The sequence below is a fragment of the Kitasatospora sp. NPDC089913 genome (genome assembly GCF_044748625.1).
Lineage (GTDB): Bacteria > Actinomycetota > Actinomycetes > Streptomycetales > Streptomycetaceae > Kitasatospora.
Window position 1 is genome coordinate 22,799 of sequence record NZ_JBIVGI010000033.1, and the last position, 13,228, is coordinate 36,026.

Here is a 13,228-nt window from a genome sequence, read left to right on the forward strand (position 1 = left end):
CCGGTCTCGGTCCGCGATCCTGGAGCGGACCGAGACCGATCGTCCTGACCGGGTCGGCGGCCACCGATGGCCGCCGACCCGTCACCCCGTGCGGGTGTCAGGCCAGGTCGGTGAGGAGTTGGAGGTCCGGCGGGCCGGCCAGGAGGGTGGCGCCGGCGGCGAAGGCCTCGGTCATGTGCGGCGCGGCGAGGTGGGCGTCGAAGTCCGCCCGGCTCGCCCACTGTTCGACGACCACCCAGGACGCGGAGTCGAGCGGGTCCTGGTACGGGCGGTAGAACAGGCAGCCCGGTTCGGCGAGGGTCGGTGCGACCAGTGACAGCGCCTGGGCCCGTACCAGCTCCTCCTGCCCCGGCGCGGCCTTCAGTCTGGCGACAGCGGTGATCGGTCCACTCATGACGTCCCCCTGGGTCCGGTGATTCTCGGCGGTCACCGGTGGGCAACGCTGCCAGGGCGGCACCTGTTCCGGCCCTCCGGCCGGCGGGTCCGCCGGGACGGCTCGCGCCGCGGCCCCGGCGCGGGCAGACTGGCCGCGACGGGCCCGGTGGACCCGGGCGGCCCGGGCGGGCCGTGCCCGGGACCGGGGACGCGCGCAGCCCCGGAGGCGGCGATGCCGCAGATGACGGTCGACGGGCGCACCCTCGCGCTCTCGCACCTGGACAAGGTCTACTACCCGCGGACCGGCACCCGGAAGGGCGAGGTCCTGCGCTACTACGCCGCCGTGCACGCCGCCGTGCTGCCGCACCTGCGCGACCGTCCGGTGTCCTTCCTGCGCTGCCCGGACGGCGTGGCGGCCGAGGTCTTCGTGGCGAAGAACCCGCCGCCGGGCACGCCCGGCTGGGTGCGCACGGCGGAGGTGCCCAGCAACAGCGGCGAGCTGCGCCAGGTGGTGCTGGAGGACGGCGCCGGACTGCTGTCGGTGGTCAACCTGGGCTGTCTGGAGCTGCACGTGCCGCAGTGGCACGCCGCCGCACCCGGGCTGGCCGACCGGCTGGTGCTGGACCTCGATCCGGGCGCGGGGGCGGACGTCCTGACCTGTCGCACCGTGGCCGGGCTGCTGCGCGAGCGGCTCGCGGCGGACGGTCTGGAGGCCTGGGTGAAGACCTCCGGCGGCAAGGGCCTCCATCTGCTGGTGCCGCTGGAGCCCACTCCGAGCACCCGGGTGTCCGCCTACGCGAAGGAGCTGGCGGCCGAGCTGGAGGCGGCCCGTCCGGAGCTGGTCGTGCACACCATGGCGAAGGCTCGCCGCACCGGCCGGGTGCTCGTCGACTGGTCGCAGAACTCGGCGAAGAAGACCACGGCCGCCCCCTACACGGTGCGGGCGCGGGAGCGGCCGACGGTGTCGGCGCCGCTCTCCTGGGCGGAGCTGGAGGCGGCCGGTTCGGCGGCGGAACTGGTGTTCACGATCGCCGAGGTGCCGGAGCGGCTGGCGGCCGACGGCGATCCGCTCGGGCCGCTGCTCGACCCGGCGCGGGCCCGGCCGCTGCCCGCGGCCCCGTCGCGCCGGGGCGGCGCCGCGGGGGCCGGAGCCGGGACCTCCGCCGCCCGGCCCCGGGACGGGCGCGACCCGGTGGTCCTGACGCCTCCGGTGGAGGTGATGCGCCCGGCCGCCGTGCCCGCGGTGCCGCCGGCGGACGGCCTCGGCGGCGCCGGGGTGCTCTACGAGCTGAAGCTGGACGGCTTCCGCTGCGTGGCTTTCGCCCGCGGTCCGGACCGCCCGCCGTTCCTGCAGTCGCGCTCCGGACGGGACCTCGCCGCCGAGTTCCCGCCGATCGCCGCGGCCGTCGCCCGGCTGCCGGCCGGGCTGGTGCTGGACGCGGAGCTGGTCGCCTGGCGCGGCGGCCGGTTCGCCTTCGAGGAGCTGCTGCGGACCCGGCGCGACCGGGCCGCCGAGGACGTGGCGCTGGGGCTGGTCGCCTTCGACGTGCTGGCCCTGCCCGGCCGGGACGTCCGGTCCCTGCCGCTGGCCGACCGGCGGCGGTTGCTGCTGGCCGCGCTGGCCGAGGTGCCGCCGCCGGTCCAGCCGGTGCTGGCGACCACCGACCGGGCCGAGGCGCTGACCTGGATGGAGCAGCTCGCCGACACCGGCGTGGAGGGGCTGGTCTGCAAGGCCGCCGGTTCGTCGTACCGGCCGCGCGGGGCGGGCCGGGTCTGGGTGAAGTACCGGCGCGGCGACACCGCCGACGCCACCGTCCGCGCCGTCACCGGGCCTCCCGCCCGGCCCCGCGCGGTGGTGCTGGAGCTGGAGGACGGCCGGGTGCTGCTCTCCTCCCCGCCGCTGTCGCCGCTCCAGTCCCGGCAGGTGGCGGAGCTGGCGGCCGGGCGGCTCGGCGCGCCCGTCCACGATCCGCAGTACGGCGACGTCCGGCCGCTGGCCGTTCCGCTGCGGGCCGAGGTGACCGTCACCGGCCGACCGCCGTCGGCCCGCTTCGTCCGCCTGCGGGGCGACTGAGCCCGCCTGCGCAGTCAGTCCCCCGCAGTCAGTCCCGCGCTGTCAGTCCCGCTCCGTCTCCGCCTCCGTGTGGCGGGACGGGGCGGCCTCGTGGGCGACCGGCCACGGCGGGTGCGGGCCCCCGGCCGGCCCGGCGTGCGCGGTCCGCGCGGTCGGCGGCGGCCGGTCCGCCCCCGGTCAGTTCGACGACGGCGGACGGCGGGGCGACGCGGACCCGGGCGCGCGGGCAGTCCAGGTGGACGACCAGCTCCAGGTGGTCGACGCGGGCGACCGTCCCGATCGGGACCGGGACCGGGGCGCCCGGCACCCACGGCCTGGTGTCCACCAGCAGGTGGTCCCCGGCGTCCTGCTCGACCCGGCCGAGCGGGCCGTCCGTCGCCTCGACGTCGTAGCCGACCAGGGTGAGGTCGGCGGTGTGGTGGGAGCCCGGGCGGTACTCCCTCAGCTCGGTGGTCATCACGCCTCCGGGTGGTCCCACGGACGGCGTTCGCGCCGGCCCGGGTCGTCCCGCCCGTCACCCGGCCCCTCGGCCCGACCCTCGCCCGACCCCTCGGCCCGGTCGTCGCCCCGGTCGCGGTACGGGCCCCAGCTCCGGTGCTCACCGGGCCACGGCCCCCGGCCCCAGCGGTCCCCGCGGTCCGGCAGGCCGTCCGCCGGGTCCACCCGGTGCCGCCGGTGACGGCGCAGCACGACCGACAGCGCGGCCGCGATCACGACGCTGCCGACCCACACGGCGGCCGTGGCGATCGCCACGGCGGCCGTCGGCCTGCGCACCGCGATGCTGAGGCACAGCGCCGCCATGACCAGTGCCGTCATCAGCACGCCGGTCGGCAATCGGCGGCCGAAGCCGCGCAGCGCGCTCCGGACGCGGTGCGGCCGTTCGGCTCCCATCGTGCTCAATCGCCGGTCGAGGCGAGTGTCCCGGCTCAGATCGCACTCGATCTCGGCGAGGAGCCGCCGCTCCCGTCCGCTCAAAGCGGGTCCGTCCATCTCGGTCACCTCCGGCACGTCCGGTGACGACGACATCGGTCCGGGCGACTGCCCGGTGGGGGTGCGCTAGCCGCTCCGGCCCGCGAGGGCGAGGGAGGCGGGCGGGCGACGGTCGCCGAACGCCCGCGGACGGGCGAGCAGGCTGTCGTCCAGCACGCACAACAGGGCCGCGGCGTCGGGGTGCACCTCGGCGGCACCGGCCGCCCGCACCTCTGCGGCCGTGGCACCGGGGCCGGGACCGAGCACCGCGACACAGGGCACTCCGGCCAGCCGCGCGACCCGGACCTCGGGCGCGCTCGCGGCGACGAACACGGCGTGCGACGGCTCGCCGTCGACCAGGTCGAGGGCCACCCGGACCGGATCGCGACCCGGATCCGTCACGGTGAGTGCCGGGGTCCCGCTCGGGCCGGGGGCGGTCAGGACCACCGTCCAGCCCCGTGCCGCGCACTCGCGCAGCAGGGCGGCGGAACCGCGTGACGTGGCACGCCAACCAGCCCCGAAGAGTGCCGCCGAGACGACCGTCATGGCCCACCGTTCCCGTTCCGCACCACGCACCGGCGCGCCCTTCCAGGTTAGGCCCGCACCCCCGGGCGCGCCCGCCGTCCGCGATCACTGCGGGTGACGGCTCGCGGCTGTCCGGAATCCGTGCGGCGGTGGCGCCCGGCCGTGCCACGATCGGGCCATGATCACCCCGCTCACCGACCGCGCCGCCGCACCGGACGAGGGCCGGCCCCGGCACGACGGCTCCGGGGTGACGCGGCCCGCGCGAACCCACCCCAGGGGGCGCGCGGACCGTGGGGGCGCGCCCCCAAGCTCGGGTCGCGGCAGCCCTCGCAACCAGCGGCGGACGGTGACGGCGCCGACGCGGAGCGCATCCGTTCCATTGACAGTCCGCCGGACCGGCCCCGATCCTCGCCGGTACGGCCCGGCCACCGCGCGGGGCCGCTCGACGACCGGGGGTGGTCAGCGATGACGAACCAGTGGCCGGCACGGCGAATGCCACCGGCGGTCAGATGGGCGGTCGCGGGCGTGTGGGTGCACGCCGCACTCAGCGGGTCGGCGGGCCTCGCCCTGCTCGCCGCCCTCGGCCGGAACCAGGGCGGCGAGGTCGCGCCGGTGCGGTTCATCGCGATGGCCTCCGTCCTGGTGGGCCTGCTGCTCGGCACCTGCGCCGGCCTCGCCTCCCGCCGCGCGGGCTGGACCAGGACCACCGTGGTCGCCGTCGAGGCCCTCTCGGTGGCGACCGCCGCCCTGCTCCTGCTGACCGGCTCCATCGCCGCCCTCACCGGCATCGCCCTCGGCACCTTCGTCCTCCGCACCTTCCTCTCCCCCGACGGCCGCGCCTGGTTCAACGACCAGTAGGACCCTGCCGAGCGGACGGGGTCGGGGTCCCGCGCGGGCCGCCCCCTGCTCCCGCCCGCCGCTGACGGTCCATCAGATGCCGCCGCCCTCACCGGAACCGGCGGCGAAACCCTCGTACGGGCCGCCCCCGGACCGGGCGACGGTCTCCCGGACGGCGCGGCCACCGAGCAGACCGGCACGGGCGGCGAACTCCGGCACCAGCGGACGCAGGGCCCGGCGCCCGTGGAGCGCGACCAGGAGTCCGGTCTCCGCCGGGGCGGCCGGGACGGCGGCGGGACGAGGGTGCCGACGGCGCAGCTCGCGCAGCAGCCGGTGACCGGCAAGGGTCCGCGCCGGGCCGCACAGCACGGCGAGCGAGAGGACCGCCAGGGACAGTCCCGTCCGAAGGGCCCCCTGCGCCGCGACGGCCACGGCCGTGGCGCAGGCCGCCAGGGCCAGCAGACCGGCCAGTGTCGACCTGGCCCGACCGCATCGCAGACCGCGCCCGGCCAGTTCGGCGTTCAGCTCCTGCCGGGCCCGCCGCACCGCCGGGGCGGCTGCGGCATCGGCCACGGAGAGGTTCCGGCCGAGAACCGTCCACGCGGCCCGGTGCAGGGACGTCACGTTCCGTCCGGGGCCGGCGTGCGCCACCCTCCGCAATTGTCCGGCGCGGCCGGTGTCGATCACCTCCGCGAGGTGGAGTTCCACGACGGCCACGGTCAGCGCCGCCTTCGAACCACCCCGCACTCCCGCGACACCGACCGCCGGCAGACCGCTCGTCCGCCCCCTGACCGGCAGCCACCGCAACAGCCCCGCCACCACGAGCCCGGCCACCGCGCCCAACACACCGATCGATCCCATCACGCCCCCCGACGGACAGCGGACCCCCCGGTCCTCCTCCCGGCAGGATGGCACGGCCGGGCGACCGCTCGGCCGTCGATCCCGGGGTGTTCCCGCCCCGGGAACGACGCGAACCGGCCCGGCAGCAGTTCCTCACTGTGCCGATGGAGTTCTGACGCGCGAGCCGGACCAGGACCACCGTGCCGTCGAGGCCCGCTCGGCGGCGACCGCCGCCCTGGTCCTGCCGACCGGCTCCCTCGCCGCCCTCACCGGCATCGCCCTCGGCACCCTCCTCCTCCCCACTGTCCTCTCCCCCCGACGGCCGCGCCCGGTCCAACGACCAGTAGCGGCGTACCGGGCGGACGGGGTCGGCACCCCGCCCGCCGTTCCGTGCGGGACGGCGGGCACTAGGGTCGACCCTCCGGAGAATCAGGAGTGGGGGACCGCATTGAGTGGCACTGATCCGTCGGTCCTGACCGGCGAGGGCCTTGAGGTCTCTTCGCCCTGGTCCCGATTCACCTGGGCCCGGTACCGGTTCCTCGTCTCCGTCGAAGAGGCTCTGACAGCGGATCGGGCTCTGGCGGAAGGCCGCCAGGCCCACGACCTGAACCACCGGTCGGCCGAAGTGGCGAGGACGCGCGCAGGACGGACCTACGAACGCCTCGAGTCGAAGTTCCTGCGCCGGGATCCGGCGTACCGCCCGGCCGTCCGGCGGTACCAGGAGGCCCACCGGACGGCCTCGGCCGTGGAGCAGGATCCGGAGTCCGGCCGCGAAGAGGTCGGCCGGGCACGGGAGGCGGCCGCCAGGGAGTTCGAGCTGCTCCGCGCGCTGGCCGCCCATGTGCTGAAGAAGCAGCGTTCGGAGGGGAGCGGCCGGGACGAGGAGCTCACACGGATGGCGAACGACATGGAGGCGGCCGTCGAACGCTTCCGGAAGGCCAACCGTCGGACCGAGGAAGCGGACCGGAAGCTCCGCGCGCTGGAATCGGCTCGGACCGCGGCACAGACCACCCTGGCGGCCACCGCGAGAGACCAGGAGACGGCCCTGAGGGCGCTCACCGATCCCGCGGATCGACTGCGTGCCCGGCAGATGATGGAGGCGTCACCGCCGGACGACCGGCCCGCGCTCCAGGAGAGCGTCCTCGCGTCCACCCCGCAGGGGACTGCAGGACCGCCCCGGCAGCGGAACCACACACCAGCGCCCGTCGGCCGTCCGGAAGAGCGGATCTGCCCGGTCTGCAAGAAGGGGCTGCCGCCGGACCGGGACCGGCATCAGCGCTGCGAGAACCGCGTGGCTCACCCCGACGCGGCGCCGAGCAGCGTCCGCGTCGCCACCCCCGTCGCGGTAACGCCCAGCCCCGCAGCCACCGGTGACCCGAAGTCCAGCTACCGAGCGCTCGTGGAGCGGGTCGATTCGCGCGAGGCCGTCACCTTCGGCGAACGGCGCCAGGGGGCCGACCGCCCGGTACGGCTGCCGGAATCCCGGAGGGCGGTACTCCTCCGTTGTGGTGGGCGGTGCGAGAACCCCACATGCAGCGGACAACCGGTCGATGTCACCGATGCGGGCGACGCCCTGCTGGAGGTCGACCACGTCGAGGAGATCGCAACCGGCGGCCGGGACCACCCACGGACCATGGTCGCCCTGTGCCCCAACTGTCATGCGGTCAAGACCCGGGGCCGAGGACGCGAGGCACTCCGCACCGTGCTGGCGGGGGTCGCAGAACGCGCGCACCAGAATTGGATGCTCGGGTGAGGGCCCCCGTTCTCGACCGGAAGGGCTGCCCGGCCAGTGGGCGACTCCGGGGTCCACTGGCCGGGCTGTCGCCGGTTCGGTGCTGACGTCCGGGACTCCGGATCAGCCCCGGCTGCTGGGGGCGAGGCGGCCGAGGATGTGGAGGAGGCGGTCCAGGGCGTCGCGGGAGTCGGGCTCGGTCAGGTTGACCATGAGGCGGAAGGCGGCCCGCAGGAGTGCCGGGCTGCCGAGGCCGGCGGCGCCCGCGGCGCCGACCAGGCGGGGGCGGCTCAGGGCGGCGGCGGTGAGGCGGCCGAGGGCGAAGTAGCCGTCGTAGGCGGCGCGGAGGCTCTGGGGGTAGGCGCGCAGGGCGAGGTCGCGGCCGCGGTCGGTGCGGCGGGCCAGGGCCTGGACGACGGCCTCGGCGGCGTAGCGGCCGGACTCCATCGCGTAGGCGATGCCCTCGCCGGTGGCCGGGCTGACCGTGCCGCCCGCGTCGCCGATCAGCAACAGGCCGTCGGCGTAGTGGGGTTGGCGATTGAGGCCCATCGGGAGGGCGGAGCCCCGGATGGGTTCGGTGACGGCCTCGGGGTGGTAACCGTAGTCGGCGGGGAGGTTCTCGCACCAGCGCCGGAGCAGGTGCTTCCAGTCCACCTCGCCGGCCACCGCCCCGGTGTCGACGACGCCCAGGCCGACGTTGGCGGTGCCGTCCCCCATGCCGAACACCCAGCCGTAGCCGGGGAGGAGCCGGCGGTCCCGGTCGGACGGGTCGCGCAGGTCCAGCCAGGCTTCCAGGTAGCGGTCCTGGTGGCGCGGGGTGGTGAAGTAGGTGCGGTAGGCGACACCCATCGCACGGTCGGTCCGGCGGTAGCGCTTCATCGCCAGCGAGAGCCGGGTGGAGTTGCCGTCGGCGGCCACCACCAGGGGCGCGCGGTAGGCGACCGGGCGGCGCTCCTCGCCGAGCCGGGCGGTGACACCGGTGATCCGGCCGGTCGGCTCGTCGAGCAACGGACCGTCCACGTTGGCCCGTTCGACCAGTCGGGCGCCGGCCGCGGCGGCACGGCGGGCGAGCAGTTCGTCGAAGTCGGCGCGGCGGCGGACCAGTCCGAAGCCCGGGAAGGCGGAGAGTTCCGGCCAGTCGAGTTCCAGCCGGCGTCCGCCCGCGACGATCCGCAGTCCCCGGTTGTGCAGCCAGCCGGCGGACTCCGAGACGTCGATGCCCATGTCGATCAACTGCCGTACCGCGCGCGGGGTGAGGCCGTCGCCGCAGACCTTCTCCCGGGGGAACACGGACTTCTCCAGCAGGAGCACGTCCAGGCCGGTCCGGGCGAGGTGGTAGGCGGCGGTGGAACCGGCGGGGCCCGCGCCGACCACGATGACGTCGGCGGTGTCGGCGGACGGGCCGGCCGGTCGGGCCGGGCGGGTGGACGGCTGCTGTGCTGGGCCGGGCATGCGACGCTCCCACGGGTGTCGGTCCTGCGGCGGACTCGGCTGATTCGGCGGACACCCGACGATATGGAGCCCGGCGGTCGCGCCGCACCCGACACGCGGGCGTCCGGTGGGCTGCGCGGCCGCTCCGGGCGGATCCGGTGAACGGGCACCTCGCCGAGGAATGACCGGATACTGACGGTTGATCAGTCGGACGGTCGTTGCGGCCCGGCCGTCGACCGGCCCCGGCCCGTACCGCCCCGACCCGTACCACCCGGCCCGTGCCGCACGACGGGCACGGACGGACGAGGGGCCGGCAACCTCGTCAGGTCGCCGGCCCCGTTCGGCCGTCCCGCACCGCCTTGCACCGCCCCGCACCGCACGGGGCGAGCGCCACCTCAGGGGACGATCGCCAGCTCCACGTACGCAGCCAGGATCGCCAGGTGCACGGCCCCCTGGAGCGGGGTCGCCCGGCGCGGGATGACCGTCAGCGTGCCGACCAGCAGAGTGAGCGTCAGCAGTACGAGGTGAGCGGGGTCGAGGCCGAGGACCAGCGGACCGGAGAGCCAGTGCGAGGCGATCGCCACCGCCGGGATGGTCAGGCCGATGCTCGCGAGGGCCGAGCCGAGCGCCAGGTTGAGGCTGGTCTGGACGCGATTGCGGGTGGCCGCGCGCACGGCCGCGATGGTCTCCGGCAGCAGGACCAGCAGGGCGATCACCACACCGACGACCGAGGACGGCAGCCCCGCCGACTCGACCGCCGACTCGATCGTCGGCGACACGCCCTTGGCCAGGCCCACCACCGAGATCAGCGCCACACCGAGCAGCACCAGACTGAACACCATGGCGCGGGAGCTCGGCGGATCGGCGTGGTCCTCCTCGTCCAGCACCTTGCCGTCGGAGGTCACCGGCAGGAAGTAGTCCCGGTGCCGGAACGTCAGCGTGGCCACGAACAGTCCGTACAGCACGAGCGAGGCGGCCGCCGCGAAGGCCAGCTGGGTGGGGTTGAACTGGGGGCCGGGCGAGCTGGTGGTGAAGGTCGGCAGGACCAGGCTCAGTGTGGCGAGGGTGCCGATGGTGGCCAGCGCCGCGCCCGTCCCCTCGGCGTTGAAGACCGCGACCCGGTGCTTGATGGCCGCGGCCAGGATGGAGACGCCGAGGATGCCGTTGCAGGTGATCATCACCGCCGCGAACACGGTGTCCCGGGCGAGCGTCGCCGACTTGTCCCCGCCGTCCGCCATCAGGGTCACGATCAGCGCGACCTCGATCACCGTCACCGCGACCGCGAGCACCAGGGAACCGAACGGCTCCCCGACCCGGTGGGCGACCACCTCCGCGTGGTGCACGGCGGAGAGCACGGCGCCCGCAAGGAAGCAGGACACCACCCCCACCACCCAGCCGGGAAGGTCGCGGTGCCAGGTCAGGGCGAGGACGAGGAAGGCCAGCAGCGGGACGACGGTGGTCCACTGCGTGACGAGCGGTCGGAGCTTGGTGAACATGCTGCCGAGCATCCCATCCGGAACCTCCGGTTCCGTGGCGACGCCGCCGGGGAGACGGCGGATGTGGCCGACCTCATGGCCCGGCCACGCTACCTCCGCCGTACTCGGCGAGGTAGCCGAGCACGCGTGCGACATGCGCTTTCACCCGTTCGGGGACGCCGCCGGCATCGGCCACCGTCTTGTCGCTCGTCCGGTAGCCGGCCGTCACCAGGGCGGGCAGCTCGGCGGCGGGGAAGCCCCGCTGCTTGAACCGCTGGTCGAGCCAGCAGACGTAGCCGCCCATCGCGGCGATGGCGTCGTCCGGGTCCAGATAGCTCTTGACGCCGTCGTGGTCGGCGTCCTGCGCCCAGGCGTTGAAGACCGTGGGCGTCCACATCGCCACCCCGTACTCGCCCGTGGCGGGACGGGCGGCGGCCGGGTCGAAGCCGGACTCCGCCTTGAGCATCGCCGCCAGCAGCGCCGGGGTGACCTCGGGCTCGGGGCAGCGGCGGGCGGCGTCCTCGATCGGGCCGCGCAGGACGGCGGGGACGTCGGACCCGGGCGCGAGGTCGCCGGGGCGCGCGGGGGCGGCGCGGACGGGGCGGGTGGACGTGGGGCCGGCGGACGTGGCACCGGAGGGCCCGGACCGCTCGGGTGCTCCGGTGAGGAGGAGCAGGGTGGCGACGGCGGCGAGCGGCGGCGCCGCGCGCGCGACGCTCCGGCGCCGGGTGTTCCGCCCACCCGGCGCGACGGGGCCGAGTGCGACGGGGCCCGGTCGGGCGTCGTCGCCTCCCGCTCCGGGACGGGCCCCGGCCTCGACCCCGCGCCCGCCCCCGCGCCCGCGCCCGCCCCCGCTTCCGCTTCCGCTTCCGCCGAGAGTTCCGGCGAGCAGCACCGCCAGGTCCAGCCGCCCGCGCCGCTGCCGGTCGGCCGTCAGGCAGGCGGTGACCAGCGGCCGCCACCGCTCCGGCAGCGCGGCGTCGAGCCGCAGCGGGGCACTGCCGCGCGCGTAGGCGACCGCGGCGAGCGAGCGGGCGCGGGCGGTGGCACCGAGGAAGGGGTGCAGTCCGCCGGTCAGCACCTGGTGGGCGAGGACGCCGTAGGCCCACAGGTCGGCGCTCGGGCGGAGCGCCGCGCCGCGCGCGCCGGTCCGCTCGGACCACCACTCGGGCGGCACGTGGTCCGGCGAGCCGAGCGGCGGGGCGTAGGCGTGGGTGCCCTCCAGCTCCGCGGTCAGCCCGAAGTCGGCGAGCTTGGCGGTGCCGTCGGCCATCAGCAGCACGTTGCCGGGCTTGAGGTCCCCGTGCACCCAGCCGGAGCCGTGCATGTGGCGGAGCCCGGCGGCGACCTCGGTCAGGATCCGCTCGGCCCCCGGCGGCGGGTGCGGCGGCCGGGCCTCGGCCAGGAGGTCCTGCAGACTGCGCACCGCGCGCTCCATCACCAGGGCCACGGCACCGTCGAGTTCGGGCCGCTCCGGGTCGGCGAGGGTGAGCACCGCGAAGGTGCGGATCAGGTGCGGGTGGTCGGCCCGGCGGCTGAACCGGATCTCGCTGCGGGCGACCTGGGCGACGGCCTGCCGCTGCCCAGGTCCGAGCCGCCCCGGATGGAGGAACTTGACTGCCACTTCGGCGAGTTCGCCCTCGGGCGGGCGATCCGGATCGGCCGCCCGGGCGACGTGGACGCTGCCCCAGCCGCCCGCCCCGATCCTCTCCCCGACCAGGTAGCCGCCGAGCGGGTAGCCCGCCGGGACCGCGAACCCCGCCCCACCGCCGTCCGGCCGGGCTCCGGGCGGGTCCACCGCGCGTGGCGCCACCGCCCGGTCACCCGCCGCGCCGGGGCGGGAGCAGCACCAGGTGCTCCTCCCGCACCAGGTCGAACCGCAGTGCCAGTGCGACGAGTTCCTCCCGCTTGCCACCGGCGCCGGGGTCGACCGGTTCGGCCGGGTCGCGCAGCCGGAGCTTGCTGCCGACCAGGTAGTCGATGTGGTAGTTGACGGCCGACCGGGTGAGGTCCCGACAGGACGGCAGGCAGCGCAGCCGGGCCAGCACCTCGGTGACACCGGGGACGGCCGCCGCGGAGGGCGAGCGCAGGCGCGGCTCGCAGAGCGCGAGCAGGACGAGGAAGTACTTGGCGCCCGGGTCCAGGGCGAACGGGCTGACCGTCGGTTCGCCGTACCCGGCCCCCGGCGCGCCGAGCCCGCCCGCGCCGTCCGCGCCGGCCGATCCGCCTGCCAGGTAGGCGTGTTGGGGCGCGAAGACCTTGAACGCGGCCGGCTCGCCGAGGGCCGGGAGCAGCACCCGGGAGAACTCGAACGGCACCGGCGCGCCGAGCCGGCCGGGTGCCACCTTGACGTGCTCGCCGGCACCTTCGAGGTTCTCGACGACATAGGTCGCGGTGGCGCTGAAGTTGGAGAGCCGCCAGTAGTCCTCGGCGGCCGTGATCTCTCCGGCCCGACGCGACACGCCGGGATCGGGGATCGGCACGGCGAGCGGCCGGCCGGGCTCGCCGCGCCCGAACTCCACGCTGTCGCCCGGCCCGAGGTGCAACAGGGCCGGTCGAGCGGGCGGGGAACTGCGGGGCGGCCGGGACAGCCGGGCGAACCGACGGTCGGCTCGGACCGGCGGGTGGGGGTCGGGCAACTGCACGATGACCGTGTTCATCCTGGTCACCTCCGGGGGTCGGCCCGATCGTAGCTGCCCGAACGACCTATGGGCGCAACGCCACCCGAACGAGTGAACGCCGCGTCCTGGCCGGAGAGTTGCGCGGGAAAGCCGGGCGGGGGCCTCGCGCGGGGCGGCGGCGGAAGGCCGTGGGCCGCCGACCGGAGCGCGGCACCCGTTCGTCGACGGACTGACACCCGACGGTAATCGCGGGGTCACTGGCGAGATTGCAACCTGTAGTTGAACGGTCACCATGAGTGTGATGCAGCACACACGGAGCACGTCCATATTTTGTGCAAGACTCATCCCA

General features: G+C 75.9%; 12 protein-coding genes and 1 pseudogene. 4 read left to right on the forward strand and 9 right to left on the reverse strand.

Annotated elements, in window-relative coordinates; all coding sequences use genetic code 11:
* Positions 1–97 precede the first annotated feature (97 nt).
* A complete protein-coding gene (locus tag ACIPYS_RS34400; protein ID WP_400753633.1) occupies positions 98–394 on the reverse strand; it encodes a putative quinol monooxygenase in 297 nt (98 codons plus the stop codon).
* A 213-nt stretch (positions 395–607) separates the two neighbouring features.
* Between ACIPYS_RS34400 and ligD the strand changes: the two are divergent.
* Together ligD and ACIPYS_RS34410 are read left to right on the forward strand one after the other, a co-directional pair.
* Positions 608–1,486: pseudogene (ligD, locus tag ACIPYS_RS34405) on the forward strand (non-homologous end-joining DNA ligase); the annotation flags it as partial.
* Positions 1,487–1,594: 108 nt separating this feature from the next.
* Positions 1,595–2,449 (forward strand): DNA ligase, encoded by an 855-nt coding sequence (locus ACIPYS_RS34410; RefSeq protein ID WP_400753761.1) that lies wholly within the window; start codon positions 1,595–1,597, stop codon positions 2,447–2,449.
* A 28-nt stretch (positions 2,450–2,477) separates the two neighbouring features.
* Here ACIPYS_RS34410 and ACIPYS_RS34415 read toward each other — a convergent pair whose 3' ends face one another.
* The 3 genes from ACIPYS_RS34415 to ACIPYS_RS34425 all read right to left on the reverse strand — a co-directional run bounded on the left by ACIPYS_RS34415 (position 2,478) and on the right by ACIPYS_RS34425 (position 3,964).
* Complete coding sequence (locus ACIPYS_RS34415) at positions 2,478–2,906, reverse strand: hypothetical protein (protein ID WP_400753636.1); 429 nt, start codon at positions 2,904–2,906, stop codon at positions 2,478–2,480.
* A complete protein-coding gene (locus tag ACIPYS_RS34420) occupies positions 2,906–3,439 on the reverse strand; it encodes a hypothetical protein (protein WP_400753639.1) in 534 nt (177 codons plus the stop codon). Before ACIPYS_RS34420 ends, ACIPYS_RS34415 begins: the two co-directional genes overlap by 1 nt.
* 66 nt (positions 3,440–3,505) lie before the next feature.
* Complete coding sequence (locus tag ACIPYS_RS34425) at positions 3,506–3,964, reverse strand: hypothetical protein (RefSeq protein ID WP_400753641.1); 459 nt, start codon at positions 3,962–3,964, stop codon at positions 3,506–3,508.
* A 510-nt stretch (positions 3,965–4,474) separates the two neighbouring features.
* On the opposite strand from ACIPYS_RS34425, the gene ACIPYS_RS34430 reads away from it, so the two are divergent.
* Positions 4,475–4,801 carry a hypothetical protein gene (locus tag ACIPYS_RS34430; RefSeq protein ID WP_159424793.1) on the forward strand — a complete coding sequence of 109 codons (327 nt, stop codon included), beginning with the start codon at positions 4,475–4,477 and terminating at the stop codon, positions 4,799–4,801.
* 72 nt (positions 4,802–4,873) lie between these two features.
* On the opposite strand, the gene ACIPYS_RS34435 is transcribed toward ACIPYS_RS34430, so the two are convergent.
* Positions 4,874–5,641: a TIGR04222 domain-containing membrane protein gene (locus ACIPYS_RS34435; RefSeq protein WP_400753644.1), complete on the reverse strand. Its 768-nt coding sequence runs from the start codon at positions 5,639–5,641 to the stop codon at positions 4,874–4,876.
* A 604-nt stretch (positions 5,642–6,245) separates the two neighbouring features.
* On the opposite strand from ACIPYS_RS34435, the gene ACIPYS_RS34440 reads away from it, so the two are divergent.
* On the forward strand, positions 6,246–7,373 hold the full coding sequence (locus ACIPYS_RS34440) for an HNH endonuclease (protein ID WP_400753647.1): 1,128 nt from the start codon (positions 6,246–6,248) through the stop codon (positions 7,371–7,373).
* 102 nt (positions 7,374–7,475) lie between these two features.
* Here ACIPYS_RS34440 and ACIPYS_RS34445 read toward each other — a convergent pair whose 3' ends face one another.
* The 4 genes from ACIPYS_RS34445 to ACIPYS_RS34460 form a co-directional block, all read right to left on the reverse strand.
* On the reverse strand, positions 7,476–8,804 hold the full coding sequence (locus ACIPYS_RS34445) for a geranylgeranyl reductase family protein (protein WP_093858989.1): 1,329 nt from the start codon (positions 8,802–8,804) through the stop codon (positions 7,476–7,478).
* 374 nt (positions 8,805–9,178) lie between these two features.
* Complete coding sequence (locus ACIPYS_RS34450; RefSeq protein ID WP_093864669.1) at positions 9,179–10,279, reverse strand: calcium:proton antiporter; 1,101 nt, start codon at positions 10,277–10,279, stop codon at positions 9,179–9,181.
* Positions 10,280–10,352: 73 nt separating this feature from the next.
* Positions 10,353–12,071: a protein kinase gene (locus ACIPYS_RS34455; protein WP_400753651.1), complete on the reverse strand. Its 1,719-nt coding sequence runs from the start codon at positions 12,069–12,071 to the stop codon at positions 10,353–10,355.
* A 7-nt stretch (positions 12,072–12,078) separates the two neighbouring features.
* A complete protein-coding gene (locus tag ACIPYS_RS34460) occupies positions 12,079–12,918 on the reverse strand; it encodes a serine/threonine protein kinase (RefSeq protein WP_400753654.1) in 840 nt (279 codons plus the stop codon).
* Between the last annotated feature and the right edge of the window lie 310 nt (positions 12,919–13,228).

Excerpts from the sequence above, each read along its gene's own strand:
- ACIPYS_RS34450 (WP_093864669.1), bottom strand. The coding sequence starts at position 10,279 with ATGTTCACCAAGCTCCGACCGCTCGTCACGCAGTGGACCACCGTCGTC.
- ACIPYS_RS34420 (WP_400753639.1), bottom strand. The coding sequence starts at position 3,439 with ATGGACGGACCCGCTTTGAGCGGACGGGAGCGGCGGCTCCTCGCCGAG.
- ACIPYS_RS34425 (WP_400753641.1), bottom strand. The coding sequence starts at position 3,964 with ATGACGGTCGTCTCGGCGGCACTCTTCGGGGCTGGTTGGCGTGCCACG.
- ACIPYS_RS34400 (WP_400753633.1), bottom strand. The coding sequence starts at position 394 with ATGAGTGGACCGATCACCGCTGTCGCCAGACTGAAGGCCGCGCCGGGG.
- ACIPYS_RS34410 (WP_400753761.1), top strand. The coding sequence starts at position 1,595 with ATGCGCCCGGCCGCCGTGCCCGCGGTGCCGCCGGCGGACGGCCTCGGC.
- ACIPYS_RS34460 (WP_400753654.1), bottom strand. The coding sequence starts at position 12,918 with ATGAACACGGTCATCGTGCAGTTGCCCGACCCCCACCCGCCGGTCCGA.
- ACIPYS_RS34415 (WP_400753636.1), bottom strand. The coding sequence starts at position 2,906 with ATGACCACCGAGCTGAGGGAGTACCGCCCGGGCTCCCACCACACCGCC.
- ACIPYS_RS34435 (WP_400753644.1), bottom strand. The coding sequence starts at position 5,641 with ATGGGATCGATCGGTGTGTTGGGCGCGGTGGCCGGGCTCGTGGTGGCG.
- ACIPYS_RS34445 (WP_093858989.1), bottom strand. The coding sequence starts at position 8,804 with ATGCCCGGCCCAGCACAGCAGCCGTCCACCCGCCCGGCCCGACCGGCC.